General features: G+C 72.1%; 12 protein-coding genes. 4 read left to right on the plus strand and 8 right to left on the minus strand.

Annotated elements, in window-relative coordinates; genetic code table 11:
• Nucleotides 1–61 precede the first annotated feature (61 nt).
• The 3 genes from DMB66_RS65385 to DMB66_RS43970 form a co-directional block, all read right to left on the minus strand.
• A complete protein-coding gene (locus DMB66_RS65385; RefSeq protein ID WP_255441296.1) occupies nt 62–1312 on the minus strand; it encodes a CocE/NonD family hydrolase C-terminal non-catalytic domain-containing protein in 1251 nt (416 codons plus the stop codon).
• Nucleotides 1309–1929 (minus strand): CocE/NonD family hydrolase, encoded by a 621-nt coding sequence (locus DMB66_RS65390; protein ID WP_255441297.1) that lies wholly within the window; start codon nt 1927–1929, stop codon nt 1309–1311. The genes DMB66_RS65385 and DMB66_RS65390 overlap by 4 nt, the downstream gene beginning before the upstream one ends.
• A gap of 78 nt (nt 1930–2007) precedes the next feature.
• On the minus strand, nt 2008–4221 hold the full coding sequence (locus tag DMB66_RS43970) for a putative bifunctional diguanylate cyclase/phosphodiesterase (protein ID WP_370320409.1): 2214 nt from the start codon (nt 4219–4221) through the stop codon (nt 2008–2010).
• Nucleotides 4222–4363: 142 nt separating this feature from the next.
• Between DMB66_RS43970 and DMB66_RS43975 the strand changes: the two genes are divergently transcribed.
• The gene (locus DMB66_RS43975) at nt 4364–5980 is read left to right on the plus strand and encodes a serine/threonine-protein kinase (RefSeq protein WP_233625275.1); all 1617 of its coding nucleotides are present in this window, start codon (nt 4364–4366) and stop codon (nt 5978–5980) included.
• A 1-nt stretch (nt 5981) separates the two neighbouring features.
• Here the strand turns inward: DMB66_RS43975 and DMB66_RS43980 are convergent, their stop codons facing one another.
• The 4 genes from DMB66_RS43980 to DMB66_RS43995 form a co-directional block, all read right to left on the minus strand.
• Nucleotides 5982–6959 (minus strand): LacI family DNA-binding transcriptional regulator, encoded by a 978-nt coding sequence (locus DMB66_RS43980; RefSeq protein WP_125810074.1) that lies wholly within the window; start codon nt 6957–6959, stop codon nt 5982–5984.
• Nucleotides 6960–7071: 112 nt separating this feature from the next.
• Nucleotides 7072–7971, minus strand: coding sequence for a carbohydrate ABC transporter permease (locus DMB66_RS43985; protein ID WP_125810056.1), 900 nt, complete (start codon nt 7969–7971; stop codon nt 7072–7074).
• Nucleotides 7968–8903 carry a carbohydrate ABC transporter permease gene (locus DMB66_RS43990; protein WP_125810057.1) on the minus strand — a complete coding sequence of 312 codons (936 nt, stop codon included), beginning with the start codon at nt 8901–8903 and terminating at the stop codon, nt 7968–7970. The genes DMB66_RS43985 and DMB66_RS43990 overlap by 4 nt, the downstream gene beginning before the upstream one ends.
• Before the next feature lie 11 nt (nt 8904–8914).
• Nucleotides 8915–10222, minus strand: coding sequence for an ABC transporter substrate-binding protein (locus tag DMB66_RS43995; protein WP_125810058.1), 1308 nt, complete (start codon nt 10220–10222; stop codon nt 8915–8917).
• 194 nt (nt 10223–10416) lie between these two features.
• Between DMB66_RS43995 and DMB66_RS44000 the strand changes: the two genes are divergently transcribed.
• Nucleotides 10417–12411, plus strand: a complete 1995-nt coding sequence (locus DMB66_RS44000; RefSeq protein WP_125810059.1) for a beta-galactosidase — start codon at nt 10417–10419, stop codon at nt 12409–12411.
• 26 nt (nt 12412–12437) lie between these two features.
• Nucleotides 12438–13967, plus strand: coding sequence for an arabinogalactan endo-1,4-beta-galactosidase (locus DMB66_RS44005; protein ID WP_125810060.1), 1530 nt, complete (start codon nt 12438–12440; stop codon nt 13965–13967).
• 98 nt (nt 13968–14065) lie between these two features.
• Here the strand turns inward: DMB66_RS44005 and DMB66_RS44010 are convergent, their stop codons facing one another.
• On the minus strand, nt 14066–15478 hold the full coding sequence (locus tag DMB66_RS44010) for a S28 family serine protease (protein WP_233625276.1): 1413 nt from the start codon (nt 15476–15478) through the stop codon (nt 14066–14068).
• A gap of 132 nt (nt 15479–15610) precedes the next feature.
• Between DMB66_RS44010 and DMB66_RS44015 the strand changes: the two genes are divergently transcribed.
• Nucleotides 15611–16294 (plus strand): ImmA/IrrE family metallo-endopeptidase (locus DMB66_RS44015; protein WP_125810062.1); only part of this gene is annotated, 684 nt, incomplete at its 3' end.

A 16294-nucleotide genomic window follows, 5' to 3' on the forward strand; every position in this document is an offset into this window, starting at 1 on the left:
GATAGGACTACGGAGTGGATCGGCGAATCGTTCGGCCCTGTCGAAATACTTTTCGCCGGACTCAGCGGGACAGCGGCAGCACCACCCGGGACGCGCCGAGCCGCACGCCGACCTTCGTGCCGGCCGGATAGCGCAGGGTGTGGTCGCGCTCGGTGGAGATCAGCACCAGGCCGATCCGGTGGCCGGGCGCGAAGACGTGGTCCTCGGTCTGCAGCTTCCAGCTGAACGTGTACGTCTTCCCGGCCCGGATCGGCGTGGTGTGCGCCTTCGACAGCCGGTTGCGCACGTCCAGCCAGCCCCGGGAGACGATCTCCGACGCGGTGCGCGTGGTCACGTACTCCCGGCGGTTGAAGCAGCCCGGATCCCCCGGGATGCCGGGGCCGACGCAGTCCTGCACCGGCAGCGTGCGGACGCCGGCGAACCGGTCGGCGGGACCGTAGTCGACCAGCAGGGCGGTCAGGTAGGGCGAGGCGCCGTCCAGATCGGCCCGGACGGTCACCGTCGGTGTGCCGGAGAGCCGGGTCTCGCGGGTCAGCGGCGCGGACAGGTATGCCAGCCGGTTCGGATCGGCGGTCAGCTCGGCGTCGGCCAGCTGCTCGGCGGTCTGGGTGGGGTCGTCCACGAATGACTCCCGCGTGCCGAAGCCGGACGGGGCGGTTCGCAGCGTGCCCCCCGTACCGAAGAACATCGGGGTCTGCCGCGTGCCCGGCACCGGCCAGGAGCGCGCGGTGCGCCAGACGGTCGGCGCGACCTCGACGTCGGCCATCGGCTCCCGCATGATCCCGGTATCGATCCGGTAGAGCCACTGGTCGAACCAGCGGTGCAGGGTGCTGAGCCACTCGGCGCGCCGGATGTTGAACGGGTCGGTGTGCCCGGCCTGGTGCAGCCAGATCTTGCGCGGCACGTGCCGCTTCGCCAGCGCGTCCCACCACTGCCCGGCCTGCCCGGTCCGCACGTTGTCGTCGTGCAGCCCGTGCACGAGCAGCACGCTGGCGCGCACCTTGGCCACGTCGCGCAGGTAGTCACGCTCGGCCCAGAAGGCGTTGTAGTCGCCGGTGACCCGGTCCTGATCGCGCTCCAGCGCCGCCATGACATCGGCGCAGACCTCCGGATTCGCCCGGGTCAGCACCGCCTTGGCGAGCACGTCGGTGTCCTCGCCCTGGAACCCGCCCGGCGCGACGACCCCGCCGTTGGCCCGGTAGTAGTCGTACCAGCTGGAGATGGCGGCGATGGGCACGATCGTCTCCAGCCCGCGCACCCCGGTGGCGGCGACCGCGTTGGGCAGCGTGCCGTTGTAGGAGACACCGATCATGCCGGTGCGCCCGGTGGACCAGCCGGCCCGCGACGGGCCGCCCCGGCCTCGTCGAAGGCCGCCGCGCGCCCGTTGAGCCAGTCGACGACGGCCTTCATGCCGAGCGTCTCGTTGCGCCCGCCGGAGGTGGGGCATCCGTCGGACCCGCCGCTGCCGAGGCTGTCGGCGAAGACCACGGCGTAGCCGCGTGGCACGAAGTAGTTGTCGAGGTAGCCGGCGAAGGTCACGGTCTCGGCCGCCCGGTCGGCGTCGCTCCCGCCGCTGCGGCGGGCGCCGGCGGCGTCGCGGTCGATGTCGTCGTGATTCGGTACGTCGTTGAGCCCCGCGTAGTAGGGGCTGGCCTGGAAGATCACCGGCACCTTGCGGCCGTCCTCGGTCCGCGGCCGGATGATGCGTACGGCCACCCGGTCGGGCGCGCCGTCGGCGTCACTGTCCACCGTGGTCCGCACCCACACCCGCTCGCGGACGGCCTGGGTGTAGTCGTAGACCGGCTCGGTGCCGGCGGCGGGCGCGGGAACGGGAACGGGAGCGGCCTGCGCGACCGCCGCACCGGCGACCGTGATGAGCAGGGCGGTGCCGGCAGTCAGAGCCCGCAGGAGAATTCGGACTGATCGCATCGGGGACGCCTCCGGCACTCGGGACCAGATGTCGAGCTGACCCTATCGCCTGGCGTCGATGTGCGGGGGGCAGCGCCGCTACCCGGCCACCGTGCTGCGGGCCCTCCGGAAGTCGGGCTCCGCTACCGGCCGGCCGAAGTGGTAGCCCTGGGCGAGGCGGTAGCCGAGGCGGTGGAGTTCGGTGGCTTGTTCGGCGGTTTCGACGCCTTCGGCGACGGCGGTGAGGCCGAGGCCGTCGGCGACCTGGATCAGGGCGGTGGCGATGACGGCGTGCCGGCCGGCCTTGGTGATGGTGTCGACGAAGGTCTTGTCGACTTTGATGGTGTCGACCGGGACGGTCTGCAGCAGGCCGAGGGAGGAGTGGCCCGTGCCGAAGTCGTCCAGGGCGATGCAGACGCCGAGGTGGCGGAGGTCTTTGACGGTCTGGACGCTTTGGCCGCCGCCGAAGACGGCGGTTTCGGTGACTTCGATGACCAGGTGGTGTGCGGGTAGTCCGGTGGTGGTGAGGGTGTGTGCGACCAGGTCGGTGAAGCCGGGTTCGGCGAGTTGGCGGGCGGAGACGTTGACGCCGATGCGGCCGGGTGCGTGGGTGCCGTGGGTGTGTTGCCAGGTGACGGCCTGGGTGCAGGCGGTGTGCAGGATCCAGGCGCCGAGTTCGACGATGAAGCCGTTCTGTTCGGCGACGGGGATGAAGTCGGTGGGGTTGATGAGGCCGCGTTCGGGGTGGTGCCAGCGGATGAGGGCTTCGACGGCGACGAGGTGGGCGTCGGGCAGGGCGACGATGGGCTGGTAGACGAGCCGGAACTGGCCGGTGTCCAGCGCGGTGCGCATCTCGGCGCCCAACCGCGCGTCCGCGCCGGCCTCGGCGTCCAGGCAGGGGGTGTAGCGGTGCTGGCGGCCGCTCGCCTTGGCCGCGTACATGGCGACGTCGGCTCGGCGCAGCAGTTCCCCCGGGTCGTCGGTGCCGTCCGTGCCCGCGATGCCGACGCCGGCGCCGATCAGCAACTTGTGCGCGCCGACCTGGATCGGGACCCGCAGCGCCGCGCAGATCCGGGCCACCATCGCGTCCCCGTCGGCGTCCGAGGCGTCCGGCGCCAGCACCGCGAACTCGTCACCGCCCATCCGGGCCACCAGGGCACCCGGGCGCAGCCCGGACCGGAGCCGGCCGGCCACCGCGATCAGCACCTGGTCGCCGACGGCGTGCCCGAGGCGGTCGTTCACCGCCTTGAAGCCGGTCAGGTCCAGCATCGCCACCTGCGGCTCGCCGGTGCGCAGGGCCGCGCGCACCCGCTGCTCGAACAGCCGGCGGTTGGCCAGCCCGGTCAGGTCGTCGTGCATGGCCAGCACCTCGAGCTGCTCGGCCTGGGTCTGCACCTGCGCCACGAAACCCGACATCCGCGCCAGCACGAGCAGGAACAGCACCACGGCACCGAGCCCGATCGCCAGCCAGCTCACCGGCCGCGTCCCGGCGCCGCCCTGGACGAACAGCACACCCGGGACGACCATCGTCGAGAGGGTCAGCACGGCGAGCCGGCTCTTGCCGAAGCGTTCCGTGGCCCTCGGCACCGGGGGCGCGCTCACCGAGGGGTGCAGGGCCGCGCCGGCCCAGAAGACGTAGGCGATCAGGAACCCGACGTACACGACGTCGCCCATGAGCGCCGGGAACAGCGTGTAGACGACGTTGGACGCCAGGGTCATCCCGCTGCCGGCGATGAGCAACCAGGCGCTGGGCGTGGGGTGGGCGGCCCGGGTGGCGAGCCGGGCCACGACCGCGATCATCAGCACGCTGGCGGTCGGGTAGCCGACGGTGGCCAGGCGGGCGAGCAGCGGTGTCGCCCGGTCCGCGAGGATCGGGCCGATCACGAAGATCCAGTAGACCAGGCCCAGGCCGGCCGCGATGATCGCCGTGTCGACCAGCCCGGCCAGCGGGCGCTGCCGCCGGCTGCGGGCAAGCCCGTAGAGGCCGGCGATCAGCGGCGGAAAGGCGGTCAGGTAGCAGGCGTCGGCCCAGGACGGGTACGGATGCCCGGTGTGCGCCAGGCCGTCCAGCCAGTACAGGAGGTCACCCAGCACCCAGAAGATCTGGCTGACCAGCACGAGGTACCACCAGCGGGCGCCCGCTGGCCGGTGCCGGCGGATGCCGGCGAGCGTGACCAGCACCGCCGCGCTGCCGACCAGCCAGGAGAGCATGGCCTGGGCGGAGTCGGACGGCACGAACGGATAGCCGACGCACACCAGGCCGCCGAGCCCCATCCAGAGCGACCACCCGCGGTTGAACCGTCCCGTCAGCACGCTCGGTCAATCGGTCGGCACCGGCCCGACTTGAGCTTCCCGCCCGGGCGTACCGCCGATCCCGGCGGCCGGGCACAGCGGGCTGGCCGGCGCGCGATAGTGTGCCCCTCGGCGTGTCGGGAAGCGTGTGGGGAGAAAGACCTTGTCGAGTCAGCCCCTGCGCCCGGGCGACCCGGTCCGCCTCGGCGGATACGAGCTGCAGGGCAGGCTCGGCGCCGGCGGGATGGGCACGGTGTTCCTGGGCCGCTCGCCGCAGCACCGGCTGGTCGCCGTCAAGGTGGTGCGCACCGAGTTCATCCGCGACGAGGAGTTCCTCGGCCGCTTCCGCAGCGAGGTCAACCGGGCCCGGCAGGTGCCGCCGTTCTGCACCGCCGAGGTGCTCGACGCCGACCTGGACCACGAGCCGCCGTATCTGGTGGTCGAGTACGTCGACGGCCCGACCCTGACCGACGTCGTCCGTGGGAACGGCCCGCTCTCCCCCGCCGCCCTGCAGAGCGCGGCGGTCGGCATCGCCACCGCGCTGACCGCGATCCACGGCGCCGGGGTCATCCACCGCGACCTCAAGCCCGGCAACGTGCTCTTCGCGCTGGGCGGGCTCAAGGTGATCGACTTCGGCATCGCCCGGCCGCTGGACGCGACCAGCCAGCACACCCGTACCGATCAGATGGTCGGCACCGTCGCCTACATGGCGCCGGAGCGCTTCGACGAGCACCCCGGCCTGCGGGTGAGCCCGGCGGCCGACATCTTCGCGTGGGGCGCGGTGGTGGCGTTCGCGGCCACCGGCCGGACGCCGTTCCAGGGTGACTCGGCGCCGGCCACCGCGATGCGGATCCTGACCCAGCAGCCGGATCTCTCCGGGCTGCCCGCGCCGCTGCGCGGGATCGTCGCCCGGGCCCTGGCCAAGGACCCCGCCGACCGGCCCACCGCCCGTGAGCTGCTCGACCTGCTGCTCGCGACCGGCGAACGGACCATGGCACTGCCGGTCTACCCGGTCCCGGACGACGCCGACCGGCCGGCGTCCGCGCCGCCCGACGCCGGGCCACCGTCCGCGCGGTCCGCGCCGGTGGCGCCGCCGGTGCGCTCCGGGACCGTGGCGAGCGGCGGGCTCGTGGCGACCCGCCCGCGGCGCCGGCTCCGGGTGCTCCTCGCCGCCCTGGCCGCCTTCGCCGTGCTCGCCGGCGCTGGTTGGGCCCTGTCCCGGAGCGCGTTTGTGGAGACGAGCGACGGCGCCGCGCGGCAGCCGGCACCGGGCGCCGGCCCGGCGAGCGGCGCCGCGTCGTCCGCGCCGGCGGCCGCCCCGAGGCCGACCGGGACGGCCGCCATCATGAGCGGGAGCCGGCGCATCCTGATCCACTTCGTGGAGATCGACCGGGACCTCGCCATGCCGTTCCCCGACGAGGTGGTGACGTCCGACGGCACCGGCAAGGACGCGCTGTTCGCCCTCGTGCCGGCCGGGGTGGACTTCATGATCAAGTCGATGAAGCCGACCGACGGGGAGCCGCCCTGCCTCGGGGTCAAGGTGATCCCGGACGACGCGGCGGAACTGGTCGCCACGGAATGCGCGAACACGAGGGCGACCCTGTTCGCCATCTCGCCGACGGGTAAGAAGGACGACAAGGGCCGGCCGACGTTCACGATCCACAACGACGCCCACGGCTCGCTGCAGTGGCAAACCGAGAAGCCCCAGGTCTACGTGCAGTTCTACGGCGACGCCGAGCCCGACACCACCTTCAGCTTCGTCGACCGGGGCGCGCTCTAGCTCAGGCCGAGTCGCGGACGACCAGGTCGGTCGGCAGGATCACGGCCGAGTGCTCCGCGCCGTCGATGTGCGCCAGCAGCAGCCGGACCATCTCGGTGCTCTGCCGGGCCCACGGCTGGCGGATCGTGGTCAGCAGCGGCGTGGTCGTGGTGGCGATCCGGTTGTCGTCGAAGCCGCCGACCGCCACGTCCGCCGGGATGCGCTTGCCGGCGCGCTGCAGCGCGGTGATCGCGCCGGCCGCCATCAGGTCGGAGCAGACGAACACCGCGTCCAGGTCCGGCGCCTGCGCCAGCAGCCGGGTCATCGCCGCCTCGCCCGAGGCCTGGGTGTAGTCGCCGGTGGCGATCAGGTGCGGGTCGCCGTGCCCGACGACGTCGCGGTAGCCGGCCAGCCGGTCGACGCCGCCCGGGGTGTCCAGCGGGCCGGTGACGATGGCGATCCGCCGGCGCCCGGTCGAGCGCAGGTATTCCGTCATCTGCCGGGCGCCGTCGCGGTCGTCGGAGGCCACATAGGTCACGTCACGCTCGTGCCCCAGCGGCCGTCCGCAGACCACGAACGGCAGCCCGCGCTCCTTGAGCTCGGCGATCAGCGGGCTGCCCAGGTGGTTGGAGATCAGCAACGCGCCGTCGACGTGCCCGGCGGTGACCCAGCGGCCGATCCGCTGCCGGTCCTCGCCGGTGGCCGCCACGGTCAGCAGCAGGGTGATGTCGTGCTCGGCGAGCACCTGGGTGCAGCCGCGCAGCTGGTTGCTGAAGTTCGGGTCCTCGAAGAGCCGGTCCTGCGGCTCGGAGAGGATGAACGCGACCGAGCCCGAGCGCTGGGTGACCAGGCTGCGGGCGTGCTGGTTGACGACGTATCCGGTTTTGCTGATCGCGCGCTCGACCGCCGCGAGGGCCTGCCGGCTGACGTTGTGGCCGCCGTTGAGCACCCGGGAGACCGTGCCCCGGGAGACACCGGCCACCGCCGCGACGTCGTCCATGGTCGGGCGGGCACGGAGTCGGCTGGGCTCGGTCACGGTGACATTCTCCCGCCCGGCCACACCCACGCGCAGCCGGGTCGGTGGTCTTCAGCCCAGCCGGACGGGGCGGCCATCAGCCTTTCACCGCCCCGGAGACCAGGTCCAGGCGCCAGTAGCGTTGCAGCGTCAGGAACAGCGCGATCAGCGGCACGATCGAGATCAATACCCCGATGATCACCACGCTGTACAGCGCGGGCACCGTCTGGCCCTGGTTCAGCAGGGTGAACAGGCCCACGGTGACCGGGAACTTGTCGTCGTCGGAGAGCATCACGAAGGGCAGCAGGAAGTTGTTCCAGATCGCCACGAACTGGAACAGGAAGACCGTGACCAGCCCGGGCAGCATCATCGGCAGCGCGACCCGGCCGAAGATCCGGCCCTCGGAGGCGCCGTCGGTGCGGGCGGCCTCGATCACGGTGTCCGGCACGGCCGCGGCCGCGTAGATCCGGGCCAGATAGATCCCGTACGGGCTGAGGATGCTGGGCAGCAGCACCGACCAGTAGGTGTCGGTCATGCCGACCTTCGCCAGCAGCAGGTACTGCGGGATCGCCAGCGTCACGCCGGGCACCAGCACCCCGGCGAGCAGCACGTTGAAGATGGCGTCGCGCCCGGGGAAGCGGAACTTGGCCAGCGTGTAGCCGGACAGCCCGGAGACGAACGCGGACAGCAGGCCGCCGGCCCCGGCGAAGATGAGGCTGTTGATCAGCCACTTCCAGTACACGCCGCCGCCGTAGGAGGACAGGTCGCCGAAGTTGGCGAACAGGTCCCCGCCCGGGGCGAAGGTGAACGTGGTGAACAGCGACGACCCGCTCTTGGTGGCCGCCGCGACCACCCAGGCCAGCGGCAGCAGGCAGTACACCGCCCCGATCAGCAGCAGCGCGGTGGGCAGCCAGGCGGTCCGCCGCCGGTCGCGGCGCCGGCCCGGCGCCGGGGCGCGACCGTCGGTCGCCGGTGCGGAGGTGGCCAGCGCCGTCATCGGTTCTCACCGCCGAAGGCCTGCCGCTGCACCAGGCGCAGGAAGCCGAACGAGACCACGAGGGTGACCCCGGCGATCAGCACCGAACTGGCGGCGGCGGAGTAGATGTCGTTCTGCGCGAACGCGTCGCGGTAGATCTTCATGAGCGGGGTCCACGTCGACGAGATGGAGTTGGTCAGCGAGCGCACGGTCAGCGGCTCGGTGAAGACCTGCAGGGTGGCGATCAGGGAGAAGACCGTTGTCATGATCAACGAGGGCAGCAACAGCGGGATCTTGATCCGGACCGCGAGCTGGAACTCGGTGCAGCCGTCCAGCCGGGCCGACTCGTAGATCTCCGCCGGGATGGCCCGCAGCGAGGTGAACAGCACGATCATGTTGAAGCCGACGCCGCCCCAGACCGCGATGTTGACGATGGCGAAGAACACCGAGCCGCCGGTGAGCGGGTCGGGGGCGGGCAGCCCCAGCCACTCGGCCAGGTCGGTGAACGGGCTGACCGCCGGCAGGTACAGGAAGCCCCAGAGCATGCTGGCGATCAGGCCCGGCACCGCGTACGGCAGGAAGATCGCCAGGCGCGAGAAGCGCGCCAGCCGGACCCGCGGCCGGTCCAGCAGCAGCGCGAAGAGCAGCGCCAGGCCGAGCATGATCGGCAGCAGGGTCAGGCCGTAGGCGACCACCCGGCCGGCGCTGCCCCACAGCTCCGGATCCGACAGCGCGGTGCGGTAGTTCTCCAGCCCGGCGAAGATCTCCGTGCGGGAGTTGCGGCCCAGGCCCAGGCCGCTCACCTTGACCTTGCGCAGGCTCAGGTAGACGGCGTACCCGACGGGCAGCGCCAGGAAGAGGATGAAGAGCACGATGGCCGGAGCGAGGAAGAGGTACGGCACCCCGCGGGATGCCGCACCTCGCCGCGACCGGCCGGTGACGGCCGATGACATGACGAAACCTCTCAGCTCGTGACCTTGAAGCCGTTCTTCTGCATGTCGGCCACGGTGGCCGACTGCATGGTGTCGACGGCACCCGAGAACGGCGTCTTGGCGGTGATCGCCTTACCGAAGGCGTCCTTGTAGGTGTCGTAGGCGACGTTCACGTTCGGTCCCCAGACGAAGCCGGACGCGGTCTCCGCGATCGCCTTGGCGGAGGTGTAGAAGTCCTTCTGCTCGGCGAAGAAGGCCGGCGGCTGCTGCAGCAGCGGGCTGGACTGCGCCTCCCGGGCGGCCGGATAGATCGCGCTCTCCTTGATGAGCAGCTCGGTGGCGGCCGGGTCGGCGTTCATCCAGGCGGCGAACTTGACCGCGGCGGCCTTGTTCTTGCTGCCCGAGGTGACGCCGGTGGAGGAGCCACCCCAGCTGCCGGTCTTGTTCTCGCCGGCGGCCCACTGCGGCATCGGCGCCATCGCCCACTTGCCCTTGGTGGCGGGCGCGTTGCCCTCCAGCACGCCGGGCGCCCAGATGGCGCTCGGCCAGGCGATGAGCGTGCCGTCGTTGAGCGCCTTGTTCCAGGCCGGGGTGTACATCGGCTTGTTGTCGATGGCGCCCTCGCCGACCAGGCCACCCCAGTAGTCGGCGACCTTCTTGGTGGCCGCGTCGTTGACGCTGACCTTCCAGGTCTCGCCGTTGATGCCCCACCAGGAGGCGCCGGCCTGCTGCGCCAGGCCGGTGAACCAGCCCGGGTCGTTGGCCGAGAAGGTGGTCAGGTACTTCTTCGGGGCCTTCTGCCGGACGGTACGGGCGACCTGGGCGAACTCGTCCCAGGTCTTCGGCACGGTCAGGCCCAGCTTGGTGAACTCGTCGGCGCGGTAGTAGAGCATCATCGGGCCGGAGTCCTGCGGGATGGCGTACACCGCGTCGGTGCCCAGGGTGACCTGCTGCCAGACCCCCTCGGCGAACTTGTCCTTGACCGGCGCCGCCTCCTTGGCGATGTCGGCCAGCACGTCGTTGCTGACCAGGGTGGGCAGCGCCTGGTATTCGACCTGGGCGAGGTCCGGCGGGTTGCCCGCCTTGGACGCGGTCAGCAGCTTGGTGACGATGTCGCCGCCGCCGGCCTGCTTGCTGAGCGTGACGTGGATGTCGGGGTTCGCGGCGTTCCAGGCGTCGACGGTCTTGTCGATGTTCGGCGCCCAGGACCAGAACGAAAGGTCGACCTTGCCGCCGGGCTGCGCGGTCTGGTCGGTGTCACCGGAATCGCTGGTGCAGGCGGCGCTCAGGCCGGCGGCCAGCACTACCGCGAGCAGCTTGGCGCCGAACTTGGCTCTCATGGTCGCTACCTCTCCTCGAGATGTCTATGGCTGTGCAGATGTCATGGCTGTAGAGATGTCTATGGCTGTGAGCGCTCACAGCCTTAACCCACATTGCCGCAGTGTCAAGAGTTGCCATCACGTTAACTACGCAGGTAGAAGGTGTGTAATCATGCCTGTGCAAGGTTGGGAGCGCTCACAGAACGGAGCCGTACATGCCGCTCATCCCGGGGATGGACCGGATCGCCTACGGCGGGGACTACAACCCCGAGCAGTGGCCGGAGGAGGTCTGGACCGCCGACGTGGCGCTGATGCGCGAGGCCGGGGTCAACCTGGTCAGCCTCGGGATCTTCGCGTGGGCGATGCTCGAACCGGCGCCGGGCGAGTACGAGTTCGGCTGGCTCGACCGCAACCTCGCCCTGCTGCACGACGCGGGCATCGCGGTCGACCTGGCCACCCCGACCGCCGCCCCGCCGCCGTGGTTCCGGCACCGGCACCCCGACTCCGCCCCGGTCACCCGCGAGGGCGTGCGGCTGGGCGGCGGCGGCCGGCAGTCGTTCTGCCCCAGCTCGCCGGCGTACGCCGCGGCCTCGGCGGGGATCACCGAGCAGCTCGCCCGCCGCTACGCGGATCACCCGGCGCTGGTGCTCTGGCACTCCCACAACGAGTACGGCGGCGTGAACGCGTTCTGCTACTGCGAGACCTCGGCCGCGGCCTTCCGCAACTGGCTGCGCGACCGCTACGGCGACCTGGGCAAGCTCAACGAGGCCTGGGGCAGCACGTTCTGGAGCCACCGGTTCGGCGACTGGGACGAGATCGAGCCGCCGATCATCACGGCGACCACCGCCAACCCCGCCCACGAGCTGGACTTCTTCCGCTTCTCCTCGGACGCGCACCTGGCCAACTTCCGGCGCGAGCGCGACATCCTGCACCGGCTGTCACCGGGCGTCCCGGTCACCACCAACTTCATGCTGGCCAACTGCAAGAACATCGACTACTGGAAGTGGGGCGCCGAGGTCGACGTGGTCTCCAACGACCACTACCTGCAGGCCGAGCGCGCCGACAACCACATCGAGCTGGCCATGTGCGCCGACCTGACCCGGTCCGTCGCGCACGGCCGGCCCTGGCTGCTGATGGAGCACTCCACCAACGCGGTCAACTGGCAGCCCCGCAACCTCGCCAAGGGACCGGGCGAGATGCGCCGCAACAGCATGCAGCACCTGGCCCGCGGCGCCGACGGCATCCTGTTCTTCCAGTGGCGCGCCTCGCGGTTCGGCGCGGAGAAGTTCCACTCGGCGATGCTGCCGCACGGCGGCACCGGCACCCGCACCTGGCGGGACGTGGTGGCGCTCGGCGCCTCCCTCGGCGATCTGGCCGAGCTGCGCGACAGCCGGGTCACCGCCGAGGTCGCCCTGCTCTGGGACTGGGAGTCGTGGTGGGGGCTGGAGCTGCCCTGGCGCCCGTCGCAGGAGCTGAGCTTCCGGGAGCGGCAGGAGGCGTTCTACGAACCGCTGTGGCGGGCGCACCGCACGGTGGACTTCGCCCACCCGGAGGCCGCGCTGGGGGCGTACCCGCTGGTCGTGGCGCCGAGCAGCTATCTGCTCACGCCCGGCGCGGCGGACAACCTGCGGAGCTACGTCGACGCCGGCGGGACGCTGCTGGTCTCGTACTTCTCCGGGATCGTCGACGCGCACGACGCCGTGCACCCCGGTGGGTATCCCGGCGCGCTGCGTGACCTGCTCGGTCTCGGCGTCGAGGAGTTCGAGCCGCTCGCCGCCGGCCGCACCGTCCGGCTGGACGACGGCCGGACCGCCGACGCCTGGGCGGAGCGCCTGGAACTGCGGGGCGCGACGGCGCTCGCGTCCTACGCCGACGGGCCGGCGGCCGGGCTGCCCGCGATCACCCGGCACGAGTACGGCAAGGGCCAGGCGTTCTACGTCTCCACCCGGCTGTCCGGTGCGGGCACCGCGGCGCTGCTGGCGACCGTCTCCGCGGCCGCCGGCCTGCCCGCGCCGGTGGACCTGCCCGCGTCCCTGGAGATCGTCAGGCGGCATTCCGCCGGCCAGGAGTACCTCATCGCGATCAACCACGGGCAGCAGGACGTCGTCGTGCCCGGCGACGGCGTCGACCTGCTCACCGGTGACCCGGTGGCCGACGGCCTCCCGGTCCCCGCCGGAAGCGTCCGCGTCATGCGACGCGGCAGTCGATAATCCCCCGTCCCTCCCGAGGAGCTCCTATGCTTCGCACACCCCTGGTCCTCACCGCTGCTGCGGCCTTGTTGATCGCAGCGGCCCCCGCGCAGGCCGCCCCCGCCGGCGACGTGCGCAACCCCGGCTTCGAGTCCGGCCTCACCGACTGGTCGGAGAGCGGCGCACGATCGGCCGGCTTCACCGAGGCCGGCGGCTACACCGGCGGTTACCAGCTCACCCACTACGCCGACACGGCGTACCGGATCACCACCAGCCAGCCGGTCACCGGGCTCAAGCGCGGCACGTACACGCTGAGCCTGCGGGTGCGCTCCGGCGGCAACCAGCCTTCGGCGTACGTGGGGCTGAACAGTTGCGGCTCGGCCGAGGAACGGGCCGCGATCCCGCGCACCGGCGCCGAGTGGGTCCGGCTCGCGGTGACGGTCAAGGTGACCGGCGGGCGCTGCACGATCGTGCTGCACTCCGACGCCACCGCCGGGCAGTGGACCAACTTCGACGACGTCACCTTCGCGCCGACCGGCACCGCGCCGGGCACCCCGCTGGCGCTCACCGGCGCGGACGTCTCGCACGTGACCAAGAACGAGGACCACGGCGCGGTCTACCGCACCGCCGCCGGGCAGCGCCGGGACCCGTTCCGGCTGCTGGCCGACAACGGCGTCAACGCCATCCGGCTGAAGGTCTGGGTGCACCCGGCCGACGGCTACAACGACCGCGAGGACGTGCTGGCCCAGGCCCGCCGGGCGAAGGCGGCCGGGCAGCAGCTGCTGATCGACTTCCACTACTCCGACGCCTGGGCCGACCCCGGCAAGCAGAACAAGCCGGCCGCGTGGGCCGCGCTCAACTTCGCGGAGCTGAAGCAGGCCGTCTACGACCACACCTACCGGGTGCTGCACGACCTGCGGGCGCAGGGCACCCCGGCGGCCATGGCCCAGGTGGGCAACGAGATCAACGGCGGCATGCTCTGGCCGGACGGCCGCTGGGACAACTGGGACGGCCTGGCCGCCCTGCTCACCGCCGGCAGCACGGCGGTCACTGCGGCGTCGCCCGGCACCAAGGTCGTGCTGCACCTGGCCGAGGGCGGCAACAACGGCGGGCACCGCTGGTGGTTCGACCAGGCGACGGCCCGCGACGTGCCGTTCGACGTGATCGCGGTGTCGCACTACGTCTACTGGCACGGTTCGCTCGGCGCGCTGCAGGCCAACCTCATGGACCTGGCGGCCCGCTACGGCAAGCCGGTGATGGTCGCGGAGACGGCGTACGGCTTCACCACCGCCGAGAACGACCACGAGACGAACATCTTCAACCCGGCGCTGGCGACCGCCGGCGGCTACCCCGCGACGCCGCGCGGCCAGTCCGACGCGCTGCGCGACATCCTGACCGTGGTCGCCGGGGTGCCGAACGCGCTCGGCGTCTACTACTGGGAGCCGACGTGGACGGCGGCGCGGGGAGCTGGCTGGGACCCGGCCGACCCGGCGTCGGGTGACGGCTGGGAGAACCAGGCGCTGTTCGGCTACGACGACCGTGCCCTGCCCGCCCTGTCGGTGTTCAAGAGATTCTGAACGGCACAGACCGGCCGGTCACCGCGCCCCCGCGGTGACCGGCCGGCGGCTCATCCGATGGTGATCGGACTGACGATCTCGGCGGTCGTTCTCCAGGGTCAGCGGTTGTAGCGGCGGTCCAGGGCGGGGTTGTAGGCGTCGAGGGCCGCGTCGTACGGCGCCACGGCCGGGGCAGCGGCGCGGGCGGTGGCGGTCGTCGCGGTCAGGCCGGCCCAGCGCTGCACAGCGGCGGTCGCGGTGGCCGCCTCCGGGGGCGTCAGCAGGCCGATGTTCGCGCCGTGGTTGGCACCCGGCGCCACGTAGGACAGCGAGTCCCGGGTGCCGCGGCCCAGATGGAACGGTTCGGCGCCCCACGGGTCGTTCTGGCCGTACACGAAGAGCAGTTGGCCCGCCGAATGCCGGACCCAGAGGTCGATGTCGGCCATCGCCAGGGGCTGGAAGCGCGGGTGCAGTTCGCGCGGCAGGTACGACTCGGCGCGGTCCTGGCCGCGGTAGCGCTGCAGTTTCGCCAGGTGCGGCAGCTTGATCACCGGGTAGCCGAGCTGGGTCGACGCCTGGAAGTAGTAGGGCACGTAGCCGGTGATGCCCTGGTCGGTGTTGGAGTCCAGCCCGTAGACGGCGTCCAGCCAGCCGAAGATCTGCTCGTCGGAGGCGGTCGCCGCCGGCACCGACCCGCACTGGCTCAGGCCGCTGTACTGCCAGAAGGCCCAGGTCGTGCCGTTCACCATGAACTCGAACGCCCGGTCGGCGGTGCGCACGATGGTGAACGTGCGCCCGTTCTCGGTGGCCCAGGCCTGATAGCGCGCGACCAGCGCGGTGCGCCGGCGCAGGGCCTCGACCTGCACGGCGTCCAGGGCGGCCCGGCAGGCCGGGTCGGTGCCGACGGTGGTGAAGAACCGGTCGTACGCCGAGTCCTCGAAGTTGACCACGTCCTGGGGCGCGACGTAGGCGACGGTGCCGTCCACGTCGGCGGGGTAGAACCGGCGGTGGTAGATCGAGGTCATGCCGCCCTTGCTGGCCCCGGTGGAGATCCAGTTGGCCGGGTAGAGCGGCGCCAGCGCCCGCACGATGCGGTGGTGGTCGGTCGCCGCCTGCCAGATGGTCAGGTCGGACCAGTCGGCCGGCTCGGGCCGCGACGGGGTGAAGAACCGCTGCTCCACGGAGATCTGGTTGCCGTCGATGAGCCGGGTGGGCTCGGCGCGGAAGATCGAGGCGGGCACGCCGTACCCGGTGGTGTGCAGGACCGTCGGCCGGTCCGTGCCGCGGTGCAGCAGCGTCAGGCGCTGCTGGAACGTCCCGGCGGCGGGGTGCCGGTGATCGGCGGCCTGGGTGATGGTCAGGACGAAGAACCGGTACGGCGCGGGCGCGACCCGCTCCTCGACCACGGTCAATCCGGGCACCGCCCGCAGCCGGGCCAGGATGTCCTCGTCGGCGGCCACCGCCGGGCCCGCCACCACCACCGGGGTCGCCAGGATCACCAGCGCCGCCAGCGCTGTCCACAGTCGCCTCACGTCATCCCCCATCGCCGCGCGTGCATCGACGCCCGACCATATCGCGTCTCGCCCGGCGGGTGCAGACTGGTTGCCCGGCGGGTGCAGACTGGCGATGCCGGAATCCCGGCGCCAGCACAGGAGGCCCGCCCGATGCCCGACGGCACCCTTCCCCGCGGGGCGGTCCGCGCCTACGTCGAGGGCCTCAGCGAGCGGGACCGCGCCGACATCGGCGCGGACGTGCTGGCCCGGATCCGCGACGACGGCTACACCCTGGCGAATCCGTACGACGCGGTCGACGCGGGGATCCGCCGCACGCTCGCGGCCAGCGGTGTCGACGTGCCGGGCGGCATCCACGCCGGCGGGTTCCCGCACCGGTCGCCGCACGCCCGGGCCCACGGCGTCGGCGACGGCATGCTGATCCTGCTCGACACCGGGCTGCGGCCGCTGCTGGACCGGGTGGCCGGCATCCTCGTCACGTCCCAGCTGACGCCCGCGCGGGACGCCGACGGCGCGGCCCGCTACGAGGCGGCCGTCCTGCAGCAACGACAGCGGCGCGCCGCGGCCGACGAGGCGTTCGCCGAGGCCGTGGTCGCCTATCTGGGCCGCGACGCCGGCGGGCCGGCGGAGGCGCCGGGCACCCTCGGCTTCCTGATGGCCCGCTCGGCGGAGCGTTTCGTGCTCGGCCACGAGTACGGCCACCTGCTGGCCGGCCACCAGCACACCCCGCCGGGCGGGGACGCCCGCAGCTCGCGCCGGGAGTACGAGGCCGACGAACTCGCGGCGATGCTGATCCTGCGCGGCGTGGACCCGGCGGCGGAGTTCCGCTGGCGGGCC

It is taken from the genome of Actinoplanes sp. ATCC 53533, assembly GCF_003947245.1.

Bases quoted from the DNA above. Each gene is read 5' to 3' on its own strand.
- DMB66_RS65385 (WP_255441296.1), bottom strand. From the start codon at position 1,312: ATGATCGGTGTCTCCTACAACGGCACGCTGCCCAACGCGGTCGCCGCC.
- DMB66_RS65390 (WP_255441297.1), bottom strand. From the start codon at position 1,929: ATGCGATCAGTCCGAATTCTCCTGCGGGCTCTGACTGCCGGCACCGCC.
- DMB66_RS43980 (WP_125810074.1), bottom strand. From the start codon at position 6,959: ATGGACGACGTCGCGGCGGTGGCCGGTGTCTCCCGGGGCACGGTCTCC.
- DMB66_RS43985 (WP_125810056.1), bottom strand. From the start codon at position 7,971: ATGACGGCGCTGGCCACCTCCGCACCGGCGACCGACGGTCGCGCCCCG.
- DMB66_RS43990 (WP_125810057.1), bottom strand. From the start codon at position 8,903: ATGTCATCGGCCGTCACCGGCCGGTCGCGGCGAGGTGCGGCATCCCGC.
- DMB66_RS43995 (WP_125810058.1), bottom strand. From the start codon at position 10,222: ATGAGAGCCAAGTTCGGCGCCAAGCTGCTCGCGGTAGTGCTGGCCGCC.
- DMB66_RS44000 (WP_125810059.1), top strand. From the start codon at position 10,417: ATGCCGCTCATCCCGGGGATGGACCGGATCGCCTACGGCGGGGACTAC.
- DMB66_RS44005 (WP_125810060.1), top strand. From the start codon at position 12,438: ATGCTTCGCACACCCCTGGTCCTCACCGCTGCTGCGGCCTTGTTGATC.